The organism is Kordia sp. E (genome assembly GCF_056033805.1).
Genome location: NZ_JBRASR010000006.1, coordinates 691842 through 716907, shown reverse-complemented (window position 1 = coordinate 716907; position 25066 = coordinate 691842). Strand labels below are relative to the sequence as shown.

Here is a 25066-nt window from a genome sequence, read left to right as displayed (position 1 = left end):
AGATAATTTATAAAACATTCCTAAATTGTAAATTGAAATAAGGAGTTTACTTTTTTATCAAAAGTTTATATTAATTTGTAATTGCTTAAATTTTCTGTGTAAAAATAGACACTGCCTTTATTTAAAAATGATAGTAATCAACTATGAAAAAATTTCAGATACTCTTTTTTTTAGCGCTCTGTTTTAACTATGTCAATGGACAGCATAATGACACTATTGTTATTGGGAAAATAGACAGTATACATTCTGAAATATTAAATGAAACAAGAAAAATATGGATTCATGTTCCAGATGGTGATTATGATGGCATTTTTAAAAGAGAAAAATACCCAGTTCTTTATCTATTAGATGGAAATTCTCATTTTCAATCTGTAGTAGGAATGATAAACCAATTAAGTCCTGCAAAAGGAAATACAATTTGTCCAGAAATGATCATAGTTGGAATCTCAAATACTAATCGAACAAGAGATTTAACGCCTACAAAATCTCCATATTTGAGTAAACATAAAGTTGAAAATTCGGGTGGAGGAGAAGCATTTATTTCATTTATAGAAAAAGAGTTAATTCCTTATATAGATTCAAAATACGCAACAGAATCGTATCGTATGTTTATTGGTCATTCACTTGGAGGCTTAACAGTTATGAATACACTAATACACAAACCCGAAATATTCAATGCGTATGTTGCCATTGATCCTTCAATGTGGTGGAATAATAAAAACCTATTGCGTACAATTAAGAGTACTAAGTTCGATAAAAGATATAGTAATAAATCACTTTTTTTGGCGACTGCAAATACTATGAGCAAAGAAATGGATACTATAAAAGTGAAAAAAGACACAACGTATACAACCAGACATATTAGAGCTAATTTAGAACTACATTCGATACTGAATAAAGATCCCTTGAATAATTTATCCTATAAAAGAAAATACTATAAAAATGATACGCATGGCTCTGTTCCGCTAATTGCGGAGTATGATGCTTTGCGTTATATTTTTGATTTCTATCGAATACATATTACGAAGCAAGAGTTAATGAATCCGGAAAACGATATTTTAGGTAAAGTAAAAAAGTATTACTTAAAACTATCAAAAGAATTCGGAAGAGAAATTAAACCAAAACGATACTACATTGAAGATATCGCTAATCGACTTATGGATATGCAACAATTCAAAAAAGCTGAAGAATTTTTTAAACTCAATGTCACGAATTACCCTAACGATTCCTACGTTTACAGTACACTAGGAGATTTTTATGTAACGTTTGGGAATACAGAAAAGGCGATTGAAAATTTTAAAAAATCAAATGCTATCTACAAAAGTATCTATGCAACAAATCAATTAAATAAATTACAAAAAAAATAAAACGAAGCACAAAAACGTATTCGAAAGTATGATATTCTTTTGATTCGTTTTTCTTCTGTTTCACAATTACTATTTCAGATGTAAAAGGAAATAGTATCTTCGCAAAAAAAATACATTCATGGAAAATATTGGATATGTAGTTTTAGGATTAATACTACTCGTTGCAGGAGGAGAATTTCTAGTGCGCGCTTCAGTAGGATTGTCTTTTAAACTGAACATTTCTAAAATGGTTATTGGACTTACGGTAGTTTCATTTGCAACATCTGCACCTGAATTACTCGTAAGTATCAACGCGGCATTAAATGATTCGCCAGCAATTGCCATCAACAATGTTATTGGTTCTAACATTGCCAACATAGGATTAGTTTTGGGAATTACAGCGATCATTGGACCTATTGCGGTTAATAACACGTTTTACAAACTTACATGGCCAGTATTGGCGGTATTTTCGTTGTTGATTTATTATTTTTTATGGAATGATAATGTATTAACACGATTAGAAGGAATTATTTTATTAGCTGGTTTAGTAACATTTTTGGTTGTATTAATTCGTTCTGCAAGAAAAAATAAAGAAGAAGTAGATGTTGAAGAAGTAGATGATGCAGTAGCAACAGTATCGTATAGTAAAATATTTATTTGGTTAGCAATTGGTGGAGTAGGATTATACTTTGGTTCAGAATTTTTAGTCGATGGCGCCAAAAATATAGCTAGAGAAATGGAAATTAAAGAAAGTGTAATAGCTATTACGATGATTGCTATCGGAACAAGCGTACCAGAATTAGCAGCTTCTGTTATCGCAGCTATCAAAAAGGAAAAGGCAATCTCATTAGGAAACTTAATAGGTTCTAATATATTTAACATCGCTTCAGTATTAGGAATTACATCAATTATTACGAATATTCCTGTAGTAGAAAATTTAATCCTTTCCAGAGATATTTTCTGGATGCTAGGTTTCGCATTTATATTATATCCAATGGCGTTTGTGCCTAAGAAATTTGGAATAGAACGCTATGAAGGTGTATTACTATTTTTAGCATATATCTTATTTATATACCTTGCTTTTTAAAGATAAAAAGAAACAACAAGTCATAAAAAAAGAGCTTACATTTTGTAAGCTCTTTTTTTTATCTATATTAAAATCGAAACTAGCTAATGTTAGCCGATTTTACAGTCTTAATAATTCTTCCAGCAATCTTATAAGGATCACCATTTGAAGCTGGTCTTCTATCTTCTAACCAACCTTTCCATCCTTTCTCAACAGTAATAATTGGAATACGAATAGAAGCTCCTCTATCAGAAACTCCATAACTAAAGTCATTAATAGAAGCTGTTTCATGATCTCCTGTTAAACGTTGATCATTAAACTCACCGTATACAGCAATATGCTCTTTTACAACTGGTCTAAACGCTTCACAAATTTTCTCATACGTTTCTTTAGAACCACAAGTTCTTAATACTGTATTGGAGAAGTTTGCGTGCATTCCTGAACCATTCCAATCACCTTTTACTGGTTTTGGGTGATACTCAATATAGTAACCATACTTTTCAGTTAAACGATCTAATAAATAACGAGCAATCCAAATTTCATCTCCAGCTTTTCTAGCGCCTTGTGCAAATAATTGAAATTCCCATTGTCCAGAAGCAACCTCTTGGTTAATTCCTTCAAAATTCAATCCTGCATCAATACATAAATCTGCATGTTCTTCAACGAAATCTCTACCATGTGTATTTCTTCCACCAACAGAACAATAGTACATTCCTTGAGGTCCAGGATATCCACCAATTGGGAAACCTAATGGCAACTGAGTTTCTTTATCCATAATAAAGTACTCTTGTTCAAAACCAAACCAGAAATCATTATCTTCATCTTCAATAGCTGCTCTTCCATTAGATTCGTGTGGCGTACCATCAGCATTTAAAACTTCAGTCATTACTAAATAACCATCTCTTCTTGCAGGATCTGGATAAATAGCAACTGGCTTTAATAAACAATCAGATGCTCCTCCAGAAGCTTGCTGAGTAGATGAACCATCAAAAGACCAATTGTCAAGTTCCTCTACAGTTCCTTGAAAATTTTCATGTTCTTCAACCTTTGTTTTACTTCGTAAGTTTTGAGTTGGCTTATAACCATCTAACCAAATGTATTCAAGTTTAATTTTACTCATGATAATTGCTATTCATATTAATAATTATGTCTGCAAATATAAATTAATTTTAAATCCACCTATAGAAAATCAAGGTTAAATTTATGTAAATTATCAAATACATATTATTTACCCCTATTTTTTTAGGGGTAAGTAAAATTTTAGTCGAAAAATAAGTCAAAATTGATATATTTGTAAAAAATAAGAGATTATGTCCATACTTAGATTTAATGCATTAAAAGAAACATTAAACAGGAAACCTGTTGAAATTGAGGAAAATGGACGTCGGTCAGAAATTTTTGCTGCAAATGTATTCAATGAACATGCAATGCTACAGCACCTTACAAAAGATGCTTATAAAAGTGTCATGAATGCTATAGAATTTGGAACAAAGATCGATAGAAAGATTGCAGATCATATTTCTACAGGAATGAAAGAATGGGCAATCGGTAAAGGAGCTACACATTATACACATTGGTTTCAACCATTAACAGGCGCAACTGCTGAAAAACACGATGCGTTTTTTGAAACCATAGGAAACGGACGTGCTATGGAAAAATTTGATGGCGGACAATTGGTGCAACAAGAACCAGATGCGTCAAGTTTTCCAAATGGAGGAATCCGAAATACATTTGAAGCAAGAGGTTACACCGCTTGGGATCCAACATCGCCAGCATTTATATATGGAACTACCTTATGTATTCCAACTATTTTTGTAGCCTATACAGGAGAAGCACTAGACAACAAAGCACCATTATTAAGAGCTTTGCAAGCTGTAGACACTGCTGCAACAGCTGTATGTAAATACTTTGATAAGAATGTTAGTAAAGTAAACGCATCTTTAGGATGGGAACAAGAATACTTCTTAATCGATTCTGCGTTAGCTGCTGCAAGACCAGATATAACCTTAACGGGAAGAACCTTATTGGGACATTCTCCTGCTAAAGGACAACAATTAGACGATCATTATTTTGGATCAATTCCTAGTAGAGTAATGAGTTACATGCGTGATTTAGAACAAGAATGTATGTTGTTAGGAATTCCTGTAAAAACGCGTCATAATGAAGTGGCACCAAATCAATTTGAATTAGCACCAATATTTGAAGAAGCAAATTTGGCAGTAGATCACAATTCCTTACTAATGGACGTAATGGAAAAAGTAGCACAACGTCATCAATTTAAAGTATTATTTCATGAAAAACCGTTTGCCGGAATCAACGGTTCTGGAAAGCATAACAATTGGTCGTTAGCTACAAATACAGGCGTTAACTTATTAAGCCCTGGAAAAACACCGATGAAGAATTTGCAGTTCCTAACCTTCTTCGTAAATACAATCAAAGCAGTTCATGACAATGAAGAATTAATCAGAGCAGCCATAGCAAGCGCAAGTAATGATCATCGTTTAGGAGCAAACGAAGCGCCACCAGCAATCATTTCTGTATTTATTGGATCGCAATTATCGGCAGTTTTAGATGAATTGGAAAACGTAACCAAAGGAAAATTATCACCACAAGAAAAAACTGATTTAAAATTAAATATTGTTGGGAAGATTCCAGAAATCTTATTAGACAATACAGATAGAAATAGAACATCACCTTTTGCCTTTACAGGAAACAAGTTTGAATTACGTGCCGTAGGTTCTTGGTCAAATTGCGCTGGACCAATGACGATTTTAAATACAATTATAGCCAAACAATTAAAAGATTTTAAAGTTGAGGTTGATGCGTTAGTTGCAGAAAAAGACTTGAAAAAAGATGAAGCAGTTTTTAATATCTTACGTGAATATATAAAGGACTCAAAAAAGATTCGTTTTGAAGGGAATGGTTATGGAGAAGCTTGGGAAAAAGAAGCGAAAAAACGTGGATTAAGTAATAACAAAACAACACCAGAAGCTTTAAAAGCACAGATTACGAAGAAAGCATTTGACTTGTATGAAGAAATGAACGTGATGAGTACAATAGAAGTAGAAGCACGTCATGAAATTCAATTAGAAGAATACATTTTGCGCATTCAAATAGAAGGTCGTGTGTTAGGAGATATTGCCCGCAATCATGTGATTCCAACTGCAATAAACTATCAAAATACATTAATTGAAAATGTAAGCGGATTAAAAGAAATTTTCGGAAAAGATTTCAAAAAACTAGCAAACGAACAAATTGATCTAATCGAACGTATCTCTGAACACATTGCAGGAATCAATTCAAAAGTGAATGCAATGACAGCCGAACGTAAAAAGGCAAACAAGTTAGAAGGACAAAAAGCAGCGGAAGCGTATTGTAACAAAGTAAAACCATACTTTGACGAAATTCGTTACCATTGTGATAAACTAGAACTATTGGTTGATGACAACATTTGGCCATTAGTAAAATACAGAGAATTATTATTTACTAGATAACAATTACAACTAAAAAAATCCTGCTTTCGAGCGGGATTTTTTATTTCTACTCAATACGAGATACTTGCTGCCAAAAAGAGTAAATAGAAAAATCAATTTCTACATTTTTCTATTTAATACTATTGTATAAAATACTACGATTTATTGGTGAATTTGACTCATAATAACTAGTATTTTTTATCGTATCTTAGGTACAAACAAAATTTCAAATAATACACCACGTATTATTTGCAAAAAACAATAACCAACCATATGAAGAACCAAAAAAAACCATCCGTTTTAGACGATAGAGTTTCAGAAATATACCATTTAGCCCAGCCAGGCTTAATGTATATGCCTGCCAATGGAATTTTCTTAACTATTCAATTGAATAGAGAAGGAAAAAATGCGAACGAAGAAATATTACATGCCATTCGTGAACTAACAGAAGTAGCAGGAAGTATGAAAACTGTATCTCGTATTGTTGCAGGATTTTCAGCAACTATTTGGCGAAAATGGACAGGAAAAACACCTCCAGGAGGACCAAAACGAAATACGGTTCTTAAAGAAACCGATTATTTTAGAGAAACGAAAGGTGATCTGTTTCTATATTTAAAATCTGAAGACTTTAAAAACTGTAAAAAGCTTAAAGAAATAACAATAGAATTGCTAGGAGGTTTTATTAAAGAATTATCTGAAACGCATGGAAAAATGCGTAAAGATCGAAAAATATTAGACCATCATTTTTATGATGGAATTACAAGTCCTTCAGATCCTGCGCAAGTGGTAGGATCAATTATTCGAGATGAAAAAACTCCATATGCAGGAAGTAGTTGGGCATTTACACAACGTTTTAATGTAAAATGGGATTTCTTTTCACGTTTAAATACAGATCAAAAATCGGATGTAATTGGACGTAATTCTGAAGGCGTTATTTTGCCCGACGATGATAAACGAAGCCATATTCAAAGAGCAAGAGTATATAACAATCAACGAGAAAATTTAAAACTAGTTCGCCAGGCACTTCCTTTCGGACATTCAGATTCTGGTGCAGGAAGAGAGCAAGGTATTTACTTTGTTGCGTATGCAAATGAGACTGATTCTATGGAGAAAATTATGCGCAGTATGGCTGGACGTGGTCATGGAGCAGCTCCAGATAATCTTTTAAACAATGTACAAGGTATTGCTGGAGGTTATTTTTATCTACCTAATATTATAGAACTTGGTTTAGATAAAGGTTTAAAGAAAAAAGACTTTCACGTAGATCCACATTGGAATATCAGAAGCAAAAATGATTGGATGTTTTACAATTCCAACGATTACCTCACTGTAATGGGAACAGATCGTTATCCAGATCCGCCATCACAACGTATTTTACATCTCATAGGAAACATTTTTAGCCTCTGGAGAACACATTGGTATCAAGTTCGCAACATTCCTCATGTACCACATTTAAGAAATTTTCTAGAGCCAGGTAAAGAAGATTGGGTCATGGATGCTCCAATTCCAATTCGAAAAGGAATGGCTATCAAAAAAAGTTTAAGTCTTGTAAATACAAATCCACATTATCCGCAAACTGAAAAAATGTATGCATGGCAAGCAGATCAATTTCGAATAGATCCAATGGACATTCTATTCGGAATTATGCCCGAACTATCTCTCGGAAGAGGTAAAGAAGTAATGCCGTATTTACGTGATAATGAAAAACAATATGCGTTTTCTTTAATGTTAGATGAATCTTCTGCAATGGGACACGTAGTACCAAACCATAAGAAAATGCTAGCGATAGGATTGGGACAAATGATTAAAGAAGTAACAACTCATGAAGAAAAAGCAAAAGGAGATAAACTAACATTCTACACCTCTTCTCGTTTAGCTTTGGAAGGTGTTCAAGGATGGTTGAGTAATTATGCAAATATGGCTACACAAATGGCCAAGGAAAAGAAGCATAATCCTGAAGAGCGTAAAAACTTAAAAGAAATTGCTGCAAGGGCTAAAAAATTAATGACCCAAAAACCAGATAGTTTCATTGAAGCTATGCAGCTCATTTTTACAATGCATGCTTGTTTTCATTTAACTGGAAACCCTGTAGCAGTAGGACGATTAGATCAATTATTAATTGGTTTCTATGAGAAAGATAATATTTCAGAAGAAGCCGCTCAAGAAATCATTGAAGCCTTTTGGATTAAACTAGGAGAAAAAGCATTGCACAACCGTCATTATGCTACTGATCATGTGAGTTATGGAACAACAGCTGTTTCTTATATTGGAGGAAACTTTCCACAAGGTGGTGGAATTAACCAATGGGTACAACAAGTTACCGTAGGCGGATATTTGCCAACCAAAGGTAAAAAAGGAGAACCAGGCGCCAATCCAATTACGATGATGGCATTAAAAGCTTCTAGAAGACTTCCGTTAAATGCACCTTGTTTGTCATTAAGGATTTATGAAGGAATGGATAATGAACTTTTAACTGAAGCAAGTAAAGCATTATTAAGTGGTGGCGCACATCCAATTTTATTTCAAGAAGATAGAATGATAAAAGGGTTGAATAAATTTACTGGATTTCCAATTGAAGATGCTAGAGATTTTGCCTGTGATGGTTGTTACGAACCTATGATTGCTGGACAAACCGAATTTTGTTTTAGTAATATTACACCTTTTGATGCATTTGAATGTACGATGAATCAAGGAACAAAGTACAGTATGGCTGGACCAATTTATCTCACAGGTTGGAAAACATCTTGGAGATCTCCACATGCAGCCGATATCAAAACATTTAAAGAATTTAAAAGGATTTTCTTATCACATTTAGAATGGTTTACGGTGCAATTCTTCAACAATACATTAATGAATTATGGTAATCTATGGAAAATTTGCCCAAGTCCTATGCTTTCTACTATGATTGAAGGTTGTGTAGAAGTTGGAAGAGATTTAACCAATGGAGGCGCAAAATACCATACAATAGCGCCAATGTTTGTTGGATTAGCTACAACTATAGATTCGTTATATGCAATAAAGAAAATGGTGTATGATGAAAGTGCCGTTTGTACACTTCCAGAAATGCTTAATTGTTTAAGAAACGATTGGGGCTATGATATGCAAGAACCTTCACAAAGTACACTAGAAGGTCAAACAAGAATAGATGTCACTGCAAAACAATACAAGCAATGGCGAGAAGTTGCATTAAACTTACCAAAATTTGGAAATGGACATCCAGAAGTTGATGAAATAGGAACTTGGTTATCTGGAAAGATGTGCGACAAAGCTATGGATACACTAAACAATCCACCAAGTCCATTGAAAGAAACGTTAGAAACCTTAGAGAAAAATTATTCTACACCAACTAGAAAATGGAAATTACACCTTTGTCCTGGAGTAGGAACATTTGAAGGATATGTAGGAGATGGAGCTGGCAGTGGAGCTTCTGCTGACGGACGAAGAAATGGCCAACCATATCCATCTGATTTTAGTCCAGCACCAGTACCACAAGATTTAGATGCGATTCCTCAACATGAAGATTCAGCACAACCAATTCCAGGTACATATAGAGAAATTTATAAGGCTATGAATAGTTGGGATAGTAAAGAAATTTATCATAAAATATCGAATGCTTCTCCTGTAGATTTAAACGTGAAAGAAGATTTTCCACTAAAAGACATGGTGAAGTTTATTACGGACTATTCAAAAGGAAAAGTAGGTTCAAACTTAATTACCGTAACTGTTGCAGATCCTGATACATACGCAATGGCAGCAAAAGAGCCTGAGCGTTTTGAATTGGTAAGAGTACGAATGGGAGGCTGGACAGAATACTTTGCAGCAATGTTTCCAGAACATCAAAAGCAGCATGAAAGAAGACCTTTCTTTACTCCCAAAAAGAAGTAATTAGTAATTTTTTAAAGTAAACAACATTAATTTGATTGTTGATAGTTTACTGCGAAAAAGGACAATTATATTATGGATTTAATTGCAAGGTTTTCATTATATTTATGTGAAAACCTTGCAATACATACTTGATAAATCATCAAATCTTAAAAAGAATTAAAGTGACTTCCTAGGAACTAGTAAGTGTTATAAATTATGAAAACACATATCAAAAAAACAACTCCATCTGATAAAGATTTTATCAATCTTGTAAAGGAATTGGATGCTTTTCTAACGATTGTAAATGGAGAAAGCGATGACTTCTTTAGGCAATTCAATAGTTTGGACGATTTGCGTTGTGTGATTGTGATGTATTTGGATGAAAAACCAATTGGTTGTGGCGCACTCAAACAATACAATGCTGATACTGTTGAGGTAAAACGCATGTATGTACGTGAGCAATACCAAGGGCAACACTTAGGACTTACTGTTTTAACTGCGTTGGAAACATGGGCAGCCGAACTTGGAAATACACGTTGCATCTTAGAAACTGGAACCATGTTACCTGAAGCGATTCGTTTCTACGAAAAAAATAATTATCAACGCATTCCTAATTACGATCAATATATTGGTGTGGATGAAAGTGTATGTTTTGAGAAACGATTAGAAGATGATTAAAATACTAAAACATAAAATTGACCTAGGATTGTGGCTCGAGAAAGAAAACCTTCTTATTCCGTGGGAAACGCCTAAAGCTGAACTTTATAATATTGGTAATCCAGAAATGTCAAGTGGTATATCATTTCAATGGAAAGATCAAATTGTTTTTGGAATAAAAGAAATCAATGTTAATATCACGTTTGACCAATCTGAAAATGAGGACTCAGTTAAATTTTTCAGATTTAATCAAGTGAATGGAAATGTCAACGATTCTTATAATATGATAAAAGCTCATCTTTTAACAGAATTTGGAGAACCTGCATCTGATGAAAAAGATGTTTATGATTACCCAAATACAATCTGGCAACTTGATAAATTTGAGATTATTTTAGGAATAGCTGAAAGATTTATAGATTACCTTGTATTTGTATTGAGAATAAAAAATGTATTAGAATAATCTAAAAACAACCCCTAATTTCCTTGCTTCCTTACATGTTTCTGATACGCATCAGATAGCTTCTGCGCTCTAGCTTTTAAATCAGCTTGTACTGCTTGTGGTAACATTTTAAGGTCAATCAAACTGATGTCCATCTTAAATAAAGTATTATATGCCAACTTCGGATTCATGATGTAAACACTGTGAAAATAATCCGTTGTTTTTCTAATTAACGCATCACCAGATAAAGTTTTTCGTTCTTCAACGTACAAACTTGTAATATATCTTGAGATACATTCTGTATTTTCTTTACAAGCTAAAACCTTATTCTTCTGAGCTTCGGAAAAAGAAGTCTTAACTGTTGTGTTTGTTGTTGATGTAGAACTAGAATTTGAACTCGAAGTTGAGGTTGAAGAAGTTTGAAATTGTAGCGAACCATTTACCCAATTTCCAGCCTTATAATTATCTTTTGAATAATATTGAACACCTTGTCCATGAGCTTTTCCATTTTGATAAACCCCCATGTAATAATCATACTCTGATATTGTGTAGGTTCCTAATCCGTGATAACTATTATTATAAAATTCGCCAATATAACTTTCACCACTTTTAAAAAACAAATACCCAAAACCGTCTCTTTTACCATTTTTAAATGTTCCCATGTAGGTAGAATTGCTATATTCATAAATCCCGACACCATTACTGCAATTTCCAACAACACACGTAGTAGAGTTGTTGTATTGAAGCTCCTTTTTAGAAATTACTTCTCCGTTGCTGTAATTCAGTTTGTAGGTTTTCTTCGTTTTGTAATCGTTGTAAAAACCGATATTTTTAGACTTGTCATAAAAAATCATCAAGTTATCACCATTATACTCATATACAAATCCTTCACGATCTTGAAATGAGCCTTTATACACTGAAAAAAAGCTGCCTTTCGTTTTTTTATCAGCAGTATGAACAGGTCCATATGGTTTTCCACCTTTAAAAAAGCCACTGGCCGTATTACCGTCTCTGAATTCTTCTTCTCCATAACCATCTTCACAATCACCTGTTATACATTCGCCTGTATAATACTCAGAATATTCATCCAAACTCTTTGCTAATTTTTTAGCGCTATCGGTCATATTACTAGAGGAACCATCTTTATAATTACGATGCAACATTACAGGATATGGAGTATATATTTTTACATTTTTATAATCTTTTAAAACAACTTTTTCAGGTTCGTTCTCACCTTGATAAATAGCATCGATATTATTTGTCGCAAATTCATATACAGCAACTTTTTGAATATAACTCCCATCTTTTCTGAACACATGTACGCCACCTTTTTGTGTTTTAAACCAAAAACCATTTTTTAGATCAATTGAAACTTCTTTTACAGGAAAATCTTTTTCAGCTGGTTTGTCTTCAAAATCTTCAAGGATATACAATTTGTTAGTTGGTTTATGAAAAACCAATAAACTTCTTCCCATAAAAACAGAAGTTGTGTTTTTAGCTTCTTGCTGACTATTTATTTTAAACAAATAACTTTCATTTGCGGTTTTTCTGAACGTTATATTTGGTACAACCAAACGATCATACAATTCACTTCGCAATTTTATAATGTAGTTTTTTGTGACACTATCATCTGGGTCAATACTTCCGGTTACAGTTCCATTACTATATTTTATTTGTCGAATGTAATATGAAAATTGTGAACCGTATAACTTTTTATTACTGGTTGATAATTGATACGCAATAATCCAGTTTCCATACGTATCATACACATATTTAAAGGTTTGCGTGTATGTTTTGTTTACTTCTTTCGCAATCTGGTTTTTATCGTTTAACGTGTAAGCAGCTTGATACGAACCTCTATCTTGATCAATCAAAAAGCCGTTAGAATTATATTTGTAGTTATAAATGTAATTCTTATTGGCACTTTTATTAAATGTTTTTTCTTGAGTAATTAGTTTATTCTGAAGTTCAAAACCTTTCGTTCCATTCTCAAAATTGTATGAAATGGTATTTCCTTTATAAACAAACTTTCGCGTTTTATCATACTTTTTTCCATCATCAAATGTTCCAGTTTCTTTTACTTGTTTAATTTTATTATTTGAATACGTATAAAAGGTTTCATCAGTATATGTACTTGTAGTAGATGTACTTGTTCTTTTGGAAAGATTTCCGCTGGAATCATATGCATATAAAAACTTAAAACCTTGTGGCTTCATAAAGTTTCCGTAATTATAATCAGTCGTACTTTGAACCAGCTTTTTATTCTTAAAAGTGTATTTCCCTAAACTAAAATCACCTTTCATGTATTGAAACTTATGTCCAACAAAAGAAAAGCCAATATCTTTATACGTAGCCTTTGAAACTTCAACAGGAACAATGTTTCCGCTTCCAATCTTTAAATTGAAATCATTTACCAAATCTGTATTTGGAAGTTCTAAGATTTCTTTTTGCGTTCTTACTTCTTGAGCGAAAGAATAAATTGTAAAAAAGCAAAAAAATATGAGGAGATGAGGTTTCATGTTGTTGTTTTTCAGTATGTAACAAATTAATCAAATAATAAAGAATTTACAAATACGACAAATGCCCTATTTTTATTCGATGATAAATTCTTGTGTTTAAGCGAAAAAATTATCTTTGCAGCACAACAACACAACTATGAGTCAAGAAGTATCAAAACGGTATGCAATGCGTGGCGTTTCTGCATCAAAAGAAGATGTACACAATGCCATCAAAAACATTGATAAGGGTCTATTTCCACAAGCATTTTGTAAAATTGTTCCTGATTATTTAACGAACGATGAAGACTATTGCTTAATCATGCATGCAGATGGTGCTGGAACAAAATCTTCGTTAGCATATATGTACTGGAAAGAAACTGGAGATCTTTCTGTTTGGAAAGGTATTGCACAAGATGCATTAATCATGAATATTGACGACTTATTATGTGTTGGCGCAACGGACAACATTATGTTATCTTCTACAATTGGAAGAAATAAAAATGCAATTCCGGGTAAAGTCATTTCAGCAATTATCAACGGAAGTGAAGAGCTCATCAAAGAATTAAACGATTTTGGCGTAACAATTCATTCTACAGGTGGCGAAACTGCTGATGTTGGTGATTTAGTCAGAACAATTATTGTTGATTCTACGGTAACGGCTCGCATGAAGCGAAAAGATGTCATTGATAATGCAAATATAAAAGCAGGAGATGTCATTGTTGGTTTGGCTTCTTTTGGTCAGGCAACCTATGAGAAATCGTATAATGGTGGAATGGGAAGTAATGGATTAACATCTGCACGTCATGATGTTTTTGATAAATACTTAGCGGAGAAATACCCTGAAAGTTTTGACAATGCTGTACCAAGTGATTTGGTATATTCAGGAAAAACAAAATTGACAGATGCTGTTGAAAATTCACCAATTGATGCTGGACAACTAGTATTATCACCAACGCGAACGTACGCACCAATCATCAAAAGTATCTTAGATAAATATACTTCAGAGGAAATTCATGGAATGGTACATTGTAGTGGTGGCGCACAAACCAAAATATTACACTTCGTAGAAAATTTACATATTATAAAAGATAATATGTTTGAAATTCCACCGCTTTTCAAACTTATCCAAGAACAATCAAATACCGATTGGAAAGAAATGTATCAAGTATTCAACTGCGGACATCGTATGGAAATATACGTTTCTCCAGAAGTTGCCGAAGATATCATTGCGATCTCAAAGTCATACAATGTAGACGCACAAATTGTTGGTAAAGTAGAAGCTGCTGATAGTAAAAAGCTGACGATTTCTAGTACGTACGGAACATTTGAGTATAACTAATATATCTGTCATTCCTGCGCAGGCAGGAATCTAATTGTTTAGTCATAACGAGGAGGAAACAACGAAGTACTCCATTCAAAACGTCACTTCGAGTGGCAAATCTATGATTTGCTGTATCGAGAAGTACTTTGAAATTATAAATATGAGTATCTAAGAGCATTTCTCGATACAATTTTCTATCTATTTCGACTGCGCTCAATATGACAAAAAACCACTCGAAATGACATCTTGAAGTTTCCAACAATCCAACAAATCTAAGTCAATAACAACTTCAATTCCGGATTCAAACACTAACAATTTGTGACATTATCAACAGAAGGTTAAAACTGCACTTGAGTAAAATATTTTTTACTCAAGAACGGAAAACGAGAGCTCTTGAGTAGAAAATCTGCGCTCTTGATTAAAAATCATGTGTTCGTAAACCCAGTAATAATATGGGTTTTGAAGGTGTACTTTTTATTCATTACGTCTTTGCGAGGTGAACCGAAGCAATCTGTTTCAAAGAAAGCTCAAACTTCACTCAAAACTGATTATTATATCGTAAACCCTACTTTGTTTAAAGAAATATGAACTTATTCGTAAATACTAAAGTATTTTTCACTACTCTAATTCTATTTTTGAAAAATAATTATCGAAAGCCTCAGTGTCTACGAACGTCATGCCGATGAGTAAGCGACGAAGTACTTATACTTAACCTAGTCGAAGTAACCTACTTCTGGAGAAACGGATAGCTTCATTTCGATTAAACTCAATATAAAACATTTCATCCACCATGATGTAAGTTATTCAAATCAAAAAAATAAACTATTGCTTGTAATTGATAATTTATACCAACTTTTTTAATTCTAATTCGATTATCGTACATTGTTTGTATAAATACTTACAAAATATGTCGGCAATTCTAAAAGCCTTTTTAGTAGATGATGAAAAGAAAAGCTTGCGTAACTTAGAAAACCTCATTCATCAATATTGTCCTAAAATCAATGTTATTGGAAGTACACAATCTTCTGTAGAAGCTGTACATTTGATAAAAGAATCTTCTCCAAATGTTCTTTTTTTAGATATAGAAATGCCAGAGATTAACGGTTTTGAACTTTTAAAATTACTAGGCGATACTTCAAAGTACAGAGTCATATTTGTCACTGCATATGATCAGTTTGCAATAAAAGCGATTAAAGAAAATGCATTGGATTATTTGTTGAAACCAATTTCAATAAAAGAATTGATACAGGTACAAGAAAGGTTATTCAATGTTTTTCAACCGTCTTCAGCCAAAGAGGAGATTGTGAAAAATAAGATAGTAATAAGTATTCATGAAGGGTATGTGGTAGAAGCATTAGAAAACATCTTATATTTTGAATCAGAAAGTAATTATACTACAATTATTAGAAAAGAAGGCAAGGATCTTATTGTTTCAAAAACACTAAAACATTTTGAAAACGAATTGCTAGCACATCAATTTATCAGAATACATAATTCATTTTTGATAAATAGCATACATATTGAAAAAGTGGTAAAACACGAAAGTTATCTCGTTATAAAAGGTGGTAAAAAAATCACAATCTCAAGACGACGAATGACAAGCGTATTAGAGTTGTTAAAACACAATTTTAAATCTTTGTAATACTACTTAATATGACTTGTGTGAAAAAAGTAATCTTCTATTTAAGTATGTTTTTCGCACTAACTCTTTGTGCGCAATCTCAAGAAAATAATTGGGAATATGCACTTCAAAAATACACAACAGCACACGGTTTACCTTCATTAGAAGTCTATCAAGTACATGAAGATATATTTGGTTACTTATGGTTTTGTACTGATCATGGATTGGTTCGGTATGATAGTTATCAATTTAAAGTATTTACACAAAAAGACGGACTTTCAGATAACACTGTATTTCGATTATATGAAGATCGTAAAGGAAACATGTGGATTGTTTGTAAAGACTCAAAAACAATATTTTACGATCGAGAAAAGTTTCACTCTTTTTATCCTAAACACATCCTAAAAGATGTGAAAAAAAATCGCCAATACTTTAATTTAATAAATGACACTTTAGTATTCTCAAGAAAGGAAGATTCTTTTGTGTATAAAGCAGTATTTCCAAATTATATAGAAAAAGTTCAAGTCCAAGAATACAACATCTTTAATACGGAAAAAAAGAGTGTTTCCAAAAATGGACACGATTCAATTAAAAGTAAGCGAACTAAAAACATATGGAGAACAACATCCAGAAAGTACAATGATTCTATACAAATAGATGCAAGTACGACGCTCTTTTTAAGTTTTGCAAACGCACATTTGGTCTTAAGACGTAACAATACAATTATATATAATAAATCGTTAGATAACAGTAAAATAGGCTTTCATATTACTACAGTTTTTAACTTTAAAGATGGAAAAGTTGCTATAGGAACAAATCGTGGAGTTTACATATTCAATGTCCATAAAGGAAAGACAGAAAAACTTTTTTTTGAAAACGAATTCATCACATCTTCAATGATTGATAAAGAAGGGAATTATTGGTTTTCTTCCCGAGATGATGGAGTTTGGATGATGCCTTCTTATGAAGTTCGAACAATAAACCCGAACAAAATTAAAGGCAAGAATAAATTTACCCGAATCAAAATAGTCAATGGAAAACTATATGCAGCTGATGTTTCAGGTCAGATATATCTACTCAATAAAAATTATAGTTTATCTAAACAAATAAATGAAAACCGTTTAAATGAATTAAAATCAAAAGAATCTTTTGACTTTCTAATAGACACATCAGGTAATTTTTATGTAGGCGTAATGCCTTATAAATATGAAATAGCTACAAATTCTTTTAAAGAAAAAAAAGGAAGAGGTTTGCATGTAAAATCAATGCTTCAAATTCATAAGGATACAATTTTATTAGGATTGAAATATGGAGTTAGTTTGTTTAATGTAAACAACTTTGAAACTAAGTATGATGAAAGAAAAGAACACAAAGTAACATGGTGTACAGCATTATTAAAAGATAGCAAAGGAACTATTTGGGTTGGCGCGTCAGAAGGATTATTTCAACTAAAGAATAATGCACTTGTACCTTTTAAACAGCATCAACATAAGTTGCTTAAAAAGCGAATATTAGCATTGAGTGAATATAAAGATAATCACTTGTTGATAGGAACCAAAGGAGAAGGACTTGTTATTGTAAATAAGGAACAAGTTTTTAATATCACTGAAGTAGATGGTTTAATCGGGAATATGGTGCAATGTATTTATGTGGACAAAAATAATGTAATATGGGTTGGAACAAATAAAGGTGTAAGCAAAATAGAACATCTTCTTGGAAAAGATTTTGAAATCACAAGTTTCACAACACACAAAGGATTGCCGTCAAATATGATTAATGATATTAAAACATATGATGGTAAAATATGGTTAGCAACGAGTAAAGGACTTTCATATTTGGACGAAACTAAGTTTCAAAAAAACACAAAACCATTGCGGACATATATTAAGAATATAAACGTAGATGGAAAAATAATTACACATTCAGCAGAACATCTCAATTTAAAATACAATCAAAATAATATTCGATTTAATTTTTTGGCGATCTGTACACGTTGCAATCAAAAAACAATATACAAATACCGACTCATAGGATTCAATGATCGTTGGTTTTCTACTCAAAATCAAAATGTACAATATACTTCACTCTTGCCTGGCGATTATATATTTCAACTAATGGCAGCTAATGAAGATGGTGTTTGGAATACTACTTCTGTAGAAAAGTATTTTACAATTCACCCGCATTTTTCAGACACACTTTGGTTCAAAATAGTATGTACACTAGTAATTTTAGTAATTGCATTTGTAATCTTATACCTGTTAGGTAGGAGGCAAAAACGAAAAATACAATTGCAATTAAAGCTTGCGAAACTCGAAGAACAAGCTTTGAGAGCCTCTATGAATCCTCATTTTGTATTCAATGCGTTAAGTTCCATACAAGACTTTATAAATAGAAATAATGCTTTGGAAGCGAATGAGTATTTGGTGAAATTTTCGAGATTAATCCGTGCTAACTTAGAAGTTACAAAAGCAAACGAAGTATTGTTAAGTGAAGAATTAGAGCGACTAGAACTTTATCTAAATATAGAAAAACTTCGCTTTGAAGAAAAATTAAATTATACAATTGATATAGACAAAAAATTGGCAATCGGGAAAATTAAAATTCCTGTAATGATTTTACAGCCTTTTGTTGAAAATGCGATTATACATGGAATCTTACCAAAAGATAAAGGCGGAAACATTACGATAGAATGTAAAAAAACAACGAACAATCAATTTCAAGTTTCCATTATTGATGATGGAGTTGGTATTAAAAATACTGCACGTAAAATTGTAAAAAAACATACGTCTCTAAGCACTGATTTTACAAAAAACAGATTAGAATTACTCTCCAAAAGCACTGCTAAAAAGTATAGTTTTAAAATTATGAATCGGAATGAAATAAGCCAACAAAATGGCACAATTGTACAATTTACATTACCGATAATCACGGATTAATAACCAAAATAAATATTCAGTTAAAATGATATAGTTTATCAGATAATCATAATTCAATAAAACTTCTGAATTTCTCTTTTTCCGCATACGCTGAAAAATCACGTAACAATAATTTCAATTTCGGATTAATATACTGTTCACAAAAAGGCTTATTTGGATTCGAATAATAATAATTTGTAAAATCATCTTGAGAAGGTTTAAAATTTACAAAAGGTAACACTTGCGTGATGATTTTTTCCTCAAAGCCATGTTGTAGCTCACTAAGAATAGTTACAATAACTTCTTCATGTTTTTCTTCAAAATAATAAACTGCTGAACGATATTTCTTCCGCATAGAATGTTGCACAGTAGATTTGTGTGTACGTAAATGAATCTCTGTGAGAACTTTTAATGGAATCAAACTTGCATCAAAAGTTACAATAACGGCTTCCGAAAATGTATCATTCACATCCGTAGATTGTACCCAACCTTGTGCAACATTATGAACTCCAATTAGCGATTGAAAAACGGCTTCTGTGCACCAATGACAACCACCTCCAAATCCAATGCGAGTAAGTTTTTTCATATATTTATAAAAATTAAATTTGATTTGGTTTAAATTCGTGGTAATACAATAATAAGAAAAAATACAATGTAAAATAGAACTATATTCCAGTTTGAAAATCTATTTAAAAATACGTTCAATCGTTAAAATGAAATGATCTTATGAAAAATGTAATTCATGTTGAAAATATTTAAATGCCTATAAATAAAGGCGTCAGAACTCCTTTTTAAGGCTTGTTTTTCCGTTTCACAAGAATTATTTTGTATTAAGAAGGAATTTGATGTTTATTTACTACATATTATTTTACTGAAAATCTTGAGACAAATCATAATGGTACAATAAATGTTTAGTACAAGTAATAAAGTAGATATTTCATTTTAAATTATCAAAACAAACAACCCTCATAAACTAAAGAAAAATAAATAACAAATGACCAAAAATTACACGTATCGCAAACTCGTTTTATTCTCCTTTTTAGTAATGGTGATGTTCATGTATAACTGTACAACAAACACCATTGATGAAGGTGATATTACCGATTTGCCTCCAATAGAAGAAACGGTTACCTATGATGCTGATGTGTCCCCAATTATTACAAACAACTGTATTGGTTGTCATAGTGGACTTCCTTTCTTAAAATTTGAAGATCGATTGAGTTATGCAACACAATTACTGATCTCAAGAAGATTCAACAACAATTTCTCTTTGGAATTGGCACCATCATATGTACGTCAAAACCTAACGTTAGAATCCTCTCAAAAACATGATCAATTTGCGATGGGCGCAGGTGGACGTTTAAAAGTGAGCAAACGTATGTCGATCAACTTAGATTATGTGTATAATTTCAGCAGAGCAGATGATTCAGCATTCAAAAACCCATTAACAATTGGAGTGGATATTGAAACTGGTGGACACGTATTTCAATTGTTATTCTCAAACGCACAATCAACCAATGAGCCAGGCTTCATAAGTAATGGAGAAGGCGATTGGGGAGATGGAGATATCTTCTTCGGATTCAACATTGTACGTGTATTCTAAAAATATATAAGCAAGAACGTGACCTACTGAAAAAGGCTTTCAAAATAATATTGAAAGCCTTTTTTTAATATTATAAACCGTTAATTTCTAGTAGCACTGAATTCCTGGAGGACAAATAGAATCGGAATTACAACCAATATTAGTTCCTCCACAATAATCAGTTACTCTTGGGCAATTATTTCTAGTAACACAATTCTGTGTTTGTGGTACGCATCCAACATCTGTTGGTCCTCCACAATCAAATTCAGAGAGGCAAGGTTCTGCTGTTCCTGTCCATGACTGGAATCCACCTGTAAATCCACTAGTTCCACCTGTTAAATTTCCTTTTTCTAAAGATGCTACTCTAGACTTGTTTAATGCTAATTGTCTTAAATTTACCTTCTTTTTTTTCATGATTATATAGGTTTTGGTTAAGTTATAAAAATAATGAAATAACAGATCGTAGATATGAGTGAAAACCGTATAAAGAGTACGTTACTTAAAAGGAGTAACAGAAAAAAGGCTTTCAAATAGTTTGAAAGCCTTCTCTTTTTTTAATATTATAAACTGCTTGTTCTTAGTAACAATATACTCCTGGAGGGCATACTGAATGTGAATTACATAAAAGTGTTGCAGGCGGGCAACCATTTGTAGGGCAGTTTCCTGTTTGTGGTGGGCAACCATTAGTTACACATCCATTCGTAGGACAGTTTTGAGTAGCTGGTCCACAGAAAAAGTCTGTAAAGCAAGGCTCAGCAGTTCCTGTCCATGACTGGAATCCACCAGTAACACTTTCAGACTCTAATGAAGCTACTTTAGATTTCTTTAAACTTAATTTCCCTAGGTTTAACTTTTGTTTTTTCATGATTATAGGTTTTAGTTAAGGAATAAAATTAGTCAAAACTGACTTTAAACAAATAGGGCTTCACCATAGTATTGGTAATGTTTGTATAAGCAAACTGCCTCATTTTCATAAAATTGAGGCAGTTAAAAGATAAATGTATGTAGCCTTTAAAAACTACTTTTCTTGCGTATCTTCACAAAGGCAAAGTGTTTCTCTACATTCCCCATTACCGAATGAAGAACAGTCACTTTCGTCAACAGGTCTGTGCAGTCCACCTTTTACGATTTCTTTTAATGATGAAATTCTTCTTTTGTTTAATTTTAATGAGTTGATTCCTCTTTTTTTCATGTGTGAAAGTTTTATTTGGTTAATTAATAGTACTAAAAATACAATTTAATGTAAGATAAATCGAATAATAGCTTAAGAAAACGATTTTATTGCAAGAAGTGTTTTTAGTTGTATCGTATAAAATCTGAAACAATCAATAAAAATTGTAAATTTGCAAACCTGAAAAGAAGAAAGTTACATGTTAGATAAACTACAAATAGTAAAACAACGTTTCGATGAAGTAAATGATTTAATCATTCAGCCTGATATAATTTCGGATCGAAAACGCTATGTTGAACTCAACAAGGAATATAAAGATTTAAAAACACTTGTTGAAAAACGAGACATATATAAAGAATTGCTTGATAATATTTCTGAAGCTGAAGAAATTATTTCTGATGGAAGTGACGCAGAAATGGTAGAAATGGCAAAAATGCAATTAGAAGAAGCAAAAGATGAACTTCCAAAACTGGAAGAGGAAATTAAGCTTCTATTAATTCCAAAAGATCCAGAGGATAGTAAAAATGTCGTTGTAGAATTACGTGCAGGAACTGGTGGAGATGAAGCAAGTATTTTTGCAGGTGATTTACATCGAATGTATACAAAATACTGTGAAGGAAGAGGTTGGAATGTAAGTGTTGTAGATTACAGTGAAGGAACTTCTGGAGGATTTAAAGAAATGATATTTGAAGTTTCGGGTGATGATGTATATGGAACTATGAAGTTTGAAGCTGGAGTGCATCGTGTACAACGTGTGCCACAAACAGAAACACAAGGACGTGTACATACAAGTGCAGCAACTGTAATGGTATTGCCTGAAGCAGAAGAATTTGATGTAGAATTAGATATGAATGATGTTCGTATTGAACGAACAACATCTACAGGTCCTGGAGGACAATCAGTAAATACAACATATTCGGCAATTCGTTTACATCACGGACCATCTGGGTTAGTGGTAAGTTGCCAAGATCAAAAATCGTCACACAAAAACTTAGAAAAAGCATTAAAGGTATTACGTTCGCGTTTATATGATAAAGAGCTAGAGAAAAAACTAGCAGCAGATTCTGCTCGACGTAAAAGTATGGTTTCTTCTGGTGATAGAAGTGCTAAGATTAGAACGTACAATTATCCACAAGGTCGTGTAACGGATCATAGAATTGGATTAACATTGTATGACTTATCAAATATTATCAATGGAGACATTCAAAAAATACTCGACGAATTAATGCTCGTTGAAAATACTGAAAAGTTAAAAGAAGCTAGCGAAATAATGTAAAACATACGAGCCTCAATTTTTGAGGCTTTTTTTTAGATATTTATTCCAAACAAGCAACAATACAATTACCCAAAAAAAATGACAACACAACAACTGATTGCACAAATACACAAAAAGAAATCTTTTCTCTGTATTGGACTCGATGTTGATTTACAAAAGATTCCAACGCATTTACTTGAAACGGAAGATCCAATATTTGAGTTTAATAAAGCAATTATTGATGCTACACATCATTTAGCAGTTGCCTACAAGCCCAATACAGCTTTTTACGAAGCATACGGAATCAAAGGTTGGCAAGCATTGGAAAAAACGATTCAATACCTAAATACGAACCATCCGGAAATATTTACCATTGCCGATGCAAAACGTGGTGATATCGGAAATACATCTACAATGTATGCAAAAGCTTTCTTTGAAGATTTAGCATTCGATTCTGTAACGGTTGCTCCATATATGGGAAAAGACTCTGTAGAACCTTTTTTAGCGTTTGAAGGAAAACATACAATCTTATTAGCATTAACGTCAAATGAAGGTGCGTTTGATTTTCAAACAAAAACTATTGATAACAAAGAAGTCTATAAACATGTACTAGAAACTTCAAAAAATTGGAAAAATAGTAAAAATTTGATGTATGTTGTTGGTGCAACAAAAGCTTCTTTTTTAGGTGAAATAAGAGAAATTATTCCAGAGAGTTTTCTATTAGTTCCAGGAGTTGGTGCGCAAGGTGGAAATTTACAAGATGTTTGTAAATATGGAATGACCAACGATATTGGACTTTTAATTAACTCTTCTCGTGGAATTATATATGCTTCTCAGCAAGAAGATTTTGCTTCGGCTGCAGCCAAAAAAGCCAAAGACTTACAAACACAAATGGCGGAAATTTTAGCGCAATAACTCGTTTTCTACTTTATATGGAATTCACAGATCAAATGAAACGAACATTTACGTTGGTACATACACCAAAACGTATTATTTCGTTAGTTCCTTCACAAACAGAATTATTATATGATTTAGGTTTGGAAGATGCTATTGTCGGAATTACAAAATTCTGTGTGCATCCATATCATTTAAAAAGTACGAAAACAATTGTTGGTGGAACTAAAAATATCAAGCTTGAAAAAATAAAGGAATTACAGCCTGATATTATTCTGTGTAACAAAGAAGAAAACACAAAAGAGATTGTTGAAGAATTAGAAAAGTTATTTCCTATTCATGTGTCTGATGTAAAGAATATTGAGGAATCGTTGGAAATGATTACACAATATGGGAAAATATTTAGATGCAATACGGAAGCTTCTAAAATCAATGATAAAATTCGTTTTCACTTAAAAGACTTTCAAGAATTTGTAAAAGACATTCCTGTGCAAAAAGTAGCATATTTTATCTGGCGAAAGCCTTGGATGGCAGCTGGAAAAGATACATTTATCAACTACTTGTTGAATTTATGCAAATTTGAAAACATCTACGAATCGCACGGAAGATATCCAGAAGTAGAAATTAAGAAGATACGTTTAGAAGGCGATCCAGATGTGGTAATGTTGTCTTCAGAACCGTATCCGTTTAAGTCAGCACACGCGTTTGAATTAGGACGATGTACACATCATGCAAAAACTGTTTTTGTAGATGGAGAATACTTTAGTTGGTATGGTTCGCGACTTGCCAAAGCTTTTGCCTATTTCAAACAACTTCATAAAAGTCTATAAAAAAAGAAAAATCGGGCAATGAGACCCGATTTGATTTCTTTAACTAACCCAAAATTGTTGTACTTAGCTTATTACAACAGTGCAAATATATGTTGAAATCTATGTTTAGTATGTTAAGAAAATATTAGAAATAG

The 25066-nt window shown here is 32.4% G+C and carries 19 protein-coding genes; 13 read left to right on the top strand and 6 right to left on the bottom strand.

The features are described from left to right. The first annotated feature begins 143 nt into the window (after positions 1–143). Positions 144–1367, top strand: coding sequence for an alpha/beta hydrolase (locus ACUUYC_RS25195; protein ID WP_474270534.1), 1224 nt, complete (start codon positions 144–146; stop codon positions 1365–1367). A 118-nt stretch (positions 1368–1485) separates the two neighbouring features. Further along, positions 1486–2433: a calcium/sodium antiporter gene (locus tag ACUUYC_RS25190; protein ID WP_474270532.1), complete on the top strand. Its 948-nt coding sequence runs from the start codon at positions 1486–1488 to the stop codon at positions 2431–2433. A gap of 79 nt (positions 2434–2512) precedes the next feature. Here ACUUYC_RS25190 and ACUUYC_RS25185 read toward each other — a convergent pair whose 3' ends face one another. After that, positions 2513–3532, bottom strand: a complete 1020-nt coding sequence (locus ACUUYC_RS25185; RefSeq protein ID WP_474270530.1) for a glutamine synthetase beta-grasp domain-containing protein — start codon at positions 3530–3532, stop codon at positions 2513–2515. Positions 3533–3722: 190 nt separating this feature from the next. Between ACUUYC_RS25185 and ACUUYC_RS25180 the strand changes: the two genes are divergently transcribed. From ACUUYC_RS25180 to ACUUYC_RS25165, 4 genes are all read left to right on the top strand, one after another. Continuing rightward, the gene (locus tag ACUUYC_RS25180) at positions 3723–5906 is read left to right on the top strand and encodes a glutamine synthetase III family protein (protein WP_474270528.1); all 2184 of its coding nucleotides are present in this window, start codon (positions 3723–3725) and stop codon (positions 5904–5906) included. Between the two features lie 252 nt (positions 5907–6158). Beyond that, positions 6159–9770, top strand: coding sequence for a Dyp-type peroxidase (locus ACUUYC_RS25175; protein ID WP_474270525.1), 3612 nt, complete (start codon positions 6159–6161; stop codon positions 9768–9770). Positions 9771–9965: 195 nt separating this feature from the next. Continuing rightward, positions 9966–10427 (top strand): GNAT family N-acetyltransferase, encoded by a 462-nt coding sequence (locus ACUUYC_RS25170; RefSeq protein WP_474270524.1) that lies wholly within the window; start codon positions 9966–9968, stop codon positions 10425–10427. Next, positions 10420–10866: a hypothetical protein gene (locus ACUUYC_RS25165; protein ID WP_474270523.1), complete on the top strand. Its 447-nt coding sequence runs from the start codon at positions 10420–10422 to the stop codon at positions 10864–10866. The genes ACUUYC_RS25170 and ACUUYC_RS25165 overlap by 8 nt, the downstream gene beginning before the upstream one ends. A gap of 14 nt (positions 10867–10880) precedes the next feature. Here ACUUYC_RS25165 and ACUUYC_RS25160 read toward each other — a convergent pair whose 3' ends face one another. Further along, positions 10881–13364, bottom strand: a complete 2484-nt coding sequence (locus ACUUYC_RS25160) for an MORN repeat-containing protein (RefSeq protein WP_474270521.1) — start codon at positions 13362–13364, stop codon at positions 10881–10883. Positions 13365–13500: 136 nt separating this feature from the next. Here ACUUYC_RS25160 and ACUUYC_RS25155 point away from each other — a divergent pair, with 136 nt between their 5' ends. The 3 genes from ACUUYC_RS25155 (at position 13501) to ACUUYC_RS25145 (ending at position 19221) form a co-directional block, all read left to right on the top strand. Continuing rightward, entirely contained in the window at positions 13501–14682 is a 1182-nt protein-coding gene (locus tag ACUUYC_RS25155) for an AIR synthase related protein (RefSeq protein WP_474270520.1), read from the top strand. Between the two features lie 889 nt (positions 14683–15571). Continuing rightward, complete coding sequence (locus ACUUYC_RS25150) at positions 15572–16306, top strand: LytR/AlgR family response regulator transcription factor (protein ID WP_474270519.1); 735 nt, start codon at positions 15572–15574, stop codon at positions 16304–16306. A gap of 20 nt (positions 16307–16326) precedes the next feature. Further along, positions 16327–19221: a ligand-binding sensor domain-containing protein gene (locus ACUUYC_RS25145; protein ID WP_474270517.1), complete on the top strand. Its 2895-nt coding sequence runs from the start codon at positions 16327–16329 to the stop codon at positions 19219–19221. A gap of 46 nt (positions 19222–19267) precedes the next feature. Here the strand turns inward: ACUUYC_RS25145 and ACUUYC_RS25140 are convergent, their stop codons facing one another. Beyond that, positions 19268–19786, bottom strand: a complete 519-nt coding sequence (locus tag ACUUYC_RS25140; RefSeq protein ID WP_474270515.1) for a peptide-methionine (S)-S-oxide reductase — start codon at positions 19784–19786, stop codon at positions 19268–19270. Positions 19787–20194: 408 nt separating this feature from the next. Between ACUUYC_RS25140 and ACUUYC_RS25135 the strand changes: the two genes are divergently transcribed. Next, a complete protein-coding gene (locus tag ACUUYC_RS25135) occupies positions 20195–20803 on the top strand; it encodes a DUF5777 family beta-barrel protein (RefSeq protein ID WP_474270513.1) in 609 nt (202 codons plus the stop codon). Positions 20804–20890: 87 nt separating this feature from the next. Here the strand turns inward: ACUUYC_RS25135 and ACUUYC_RS25130 are convergent, their stop codons facing one another. The 3 genes from ACUUYC_RS25130 to ACUUYC_RS25120 form a co-directional block, all read right to left on the bottom strand. Beyond that, positions 20891–21196 (bottom strand): hypothetical protein, encoded by a 306-nt coding sequence (locus ACUUYC_RS25130; protein WP_474270511.1) that lies wholly within the window; start codon positions 21194–21196, stop codon positions 20891–20893. 163 nt (positions 21197–21359) lie between these two features. After that, positions 21360–21647: a hypothetical protein gene (locus ACUUYC_RS25125; protein ID WP_474270509.1), complete on the bottom strand. Its 288-nt coding sequence runs from the start codon at positions 21645–21647 to the stop codon at positions 21360–21362. A 153-nt stretch (positions 21648–21800) separates the two neighbouring features. Next, positions 21801–21974: a hypothetical protein gene (locus tag ACUUYC_RS25120; RefSeq protein WP_474270507.1), complete on the bottom strand. Its 174-nt coding sequence runs from the start codon at positions 21972–21974 to the stop codon at positions 21801–21803. Positions 21975–22152: 178 nt separating this feature from the next. Between ACUUYC_RS25120 and prfA the strand changes: the two genes are divergently transcribed. From prfA to ACUUYC_RS25105, 3 genes are all read left to right on the top strand, one after another. Next, on the top strand, positions 22153–23229 hold the full coding sequence (gene prfA, locus ACUUYC_RS25115; RefSeq protein WP_474270504.1) for a peptide chain release factor 1: 1077 nt from the start codon (positions 22153–22155) through the stop codon (positions 23227–23229). 78 nt (positions 23230–23307) lie between these two features. Then, complete coding sequence (gene pyrF / locus ACUUYC_RS25110) at positions 23308–24123, top strand: orotidine-5'-phosphate decarboxylase (RefSeq protein WP_474270503.1); 816 nt, start codon at positions 23308–23310, stop codon at positions 24121–24123. 17 nt (positions 24124–24140) lie between these two features. Then, positions 24141–24932, top strand: coding sequence for an ABC transporter substrate-binding protein (locus ACUUYC_RS25105; protein ID WP_474270501.1), 792 nt, complete (start codon positions 24141–24143; stop codon positions 24930–24932). Positions 24933–25066: the final 134 nt, after the last annotated feature.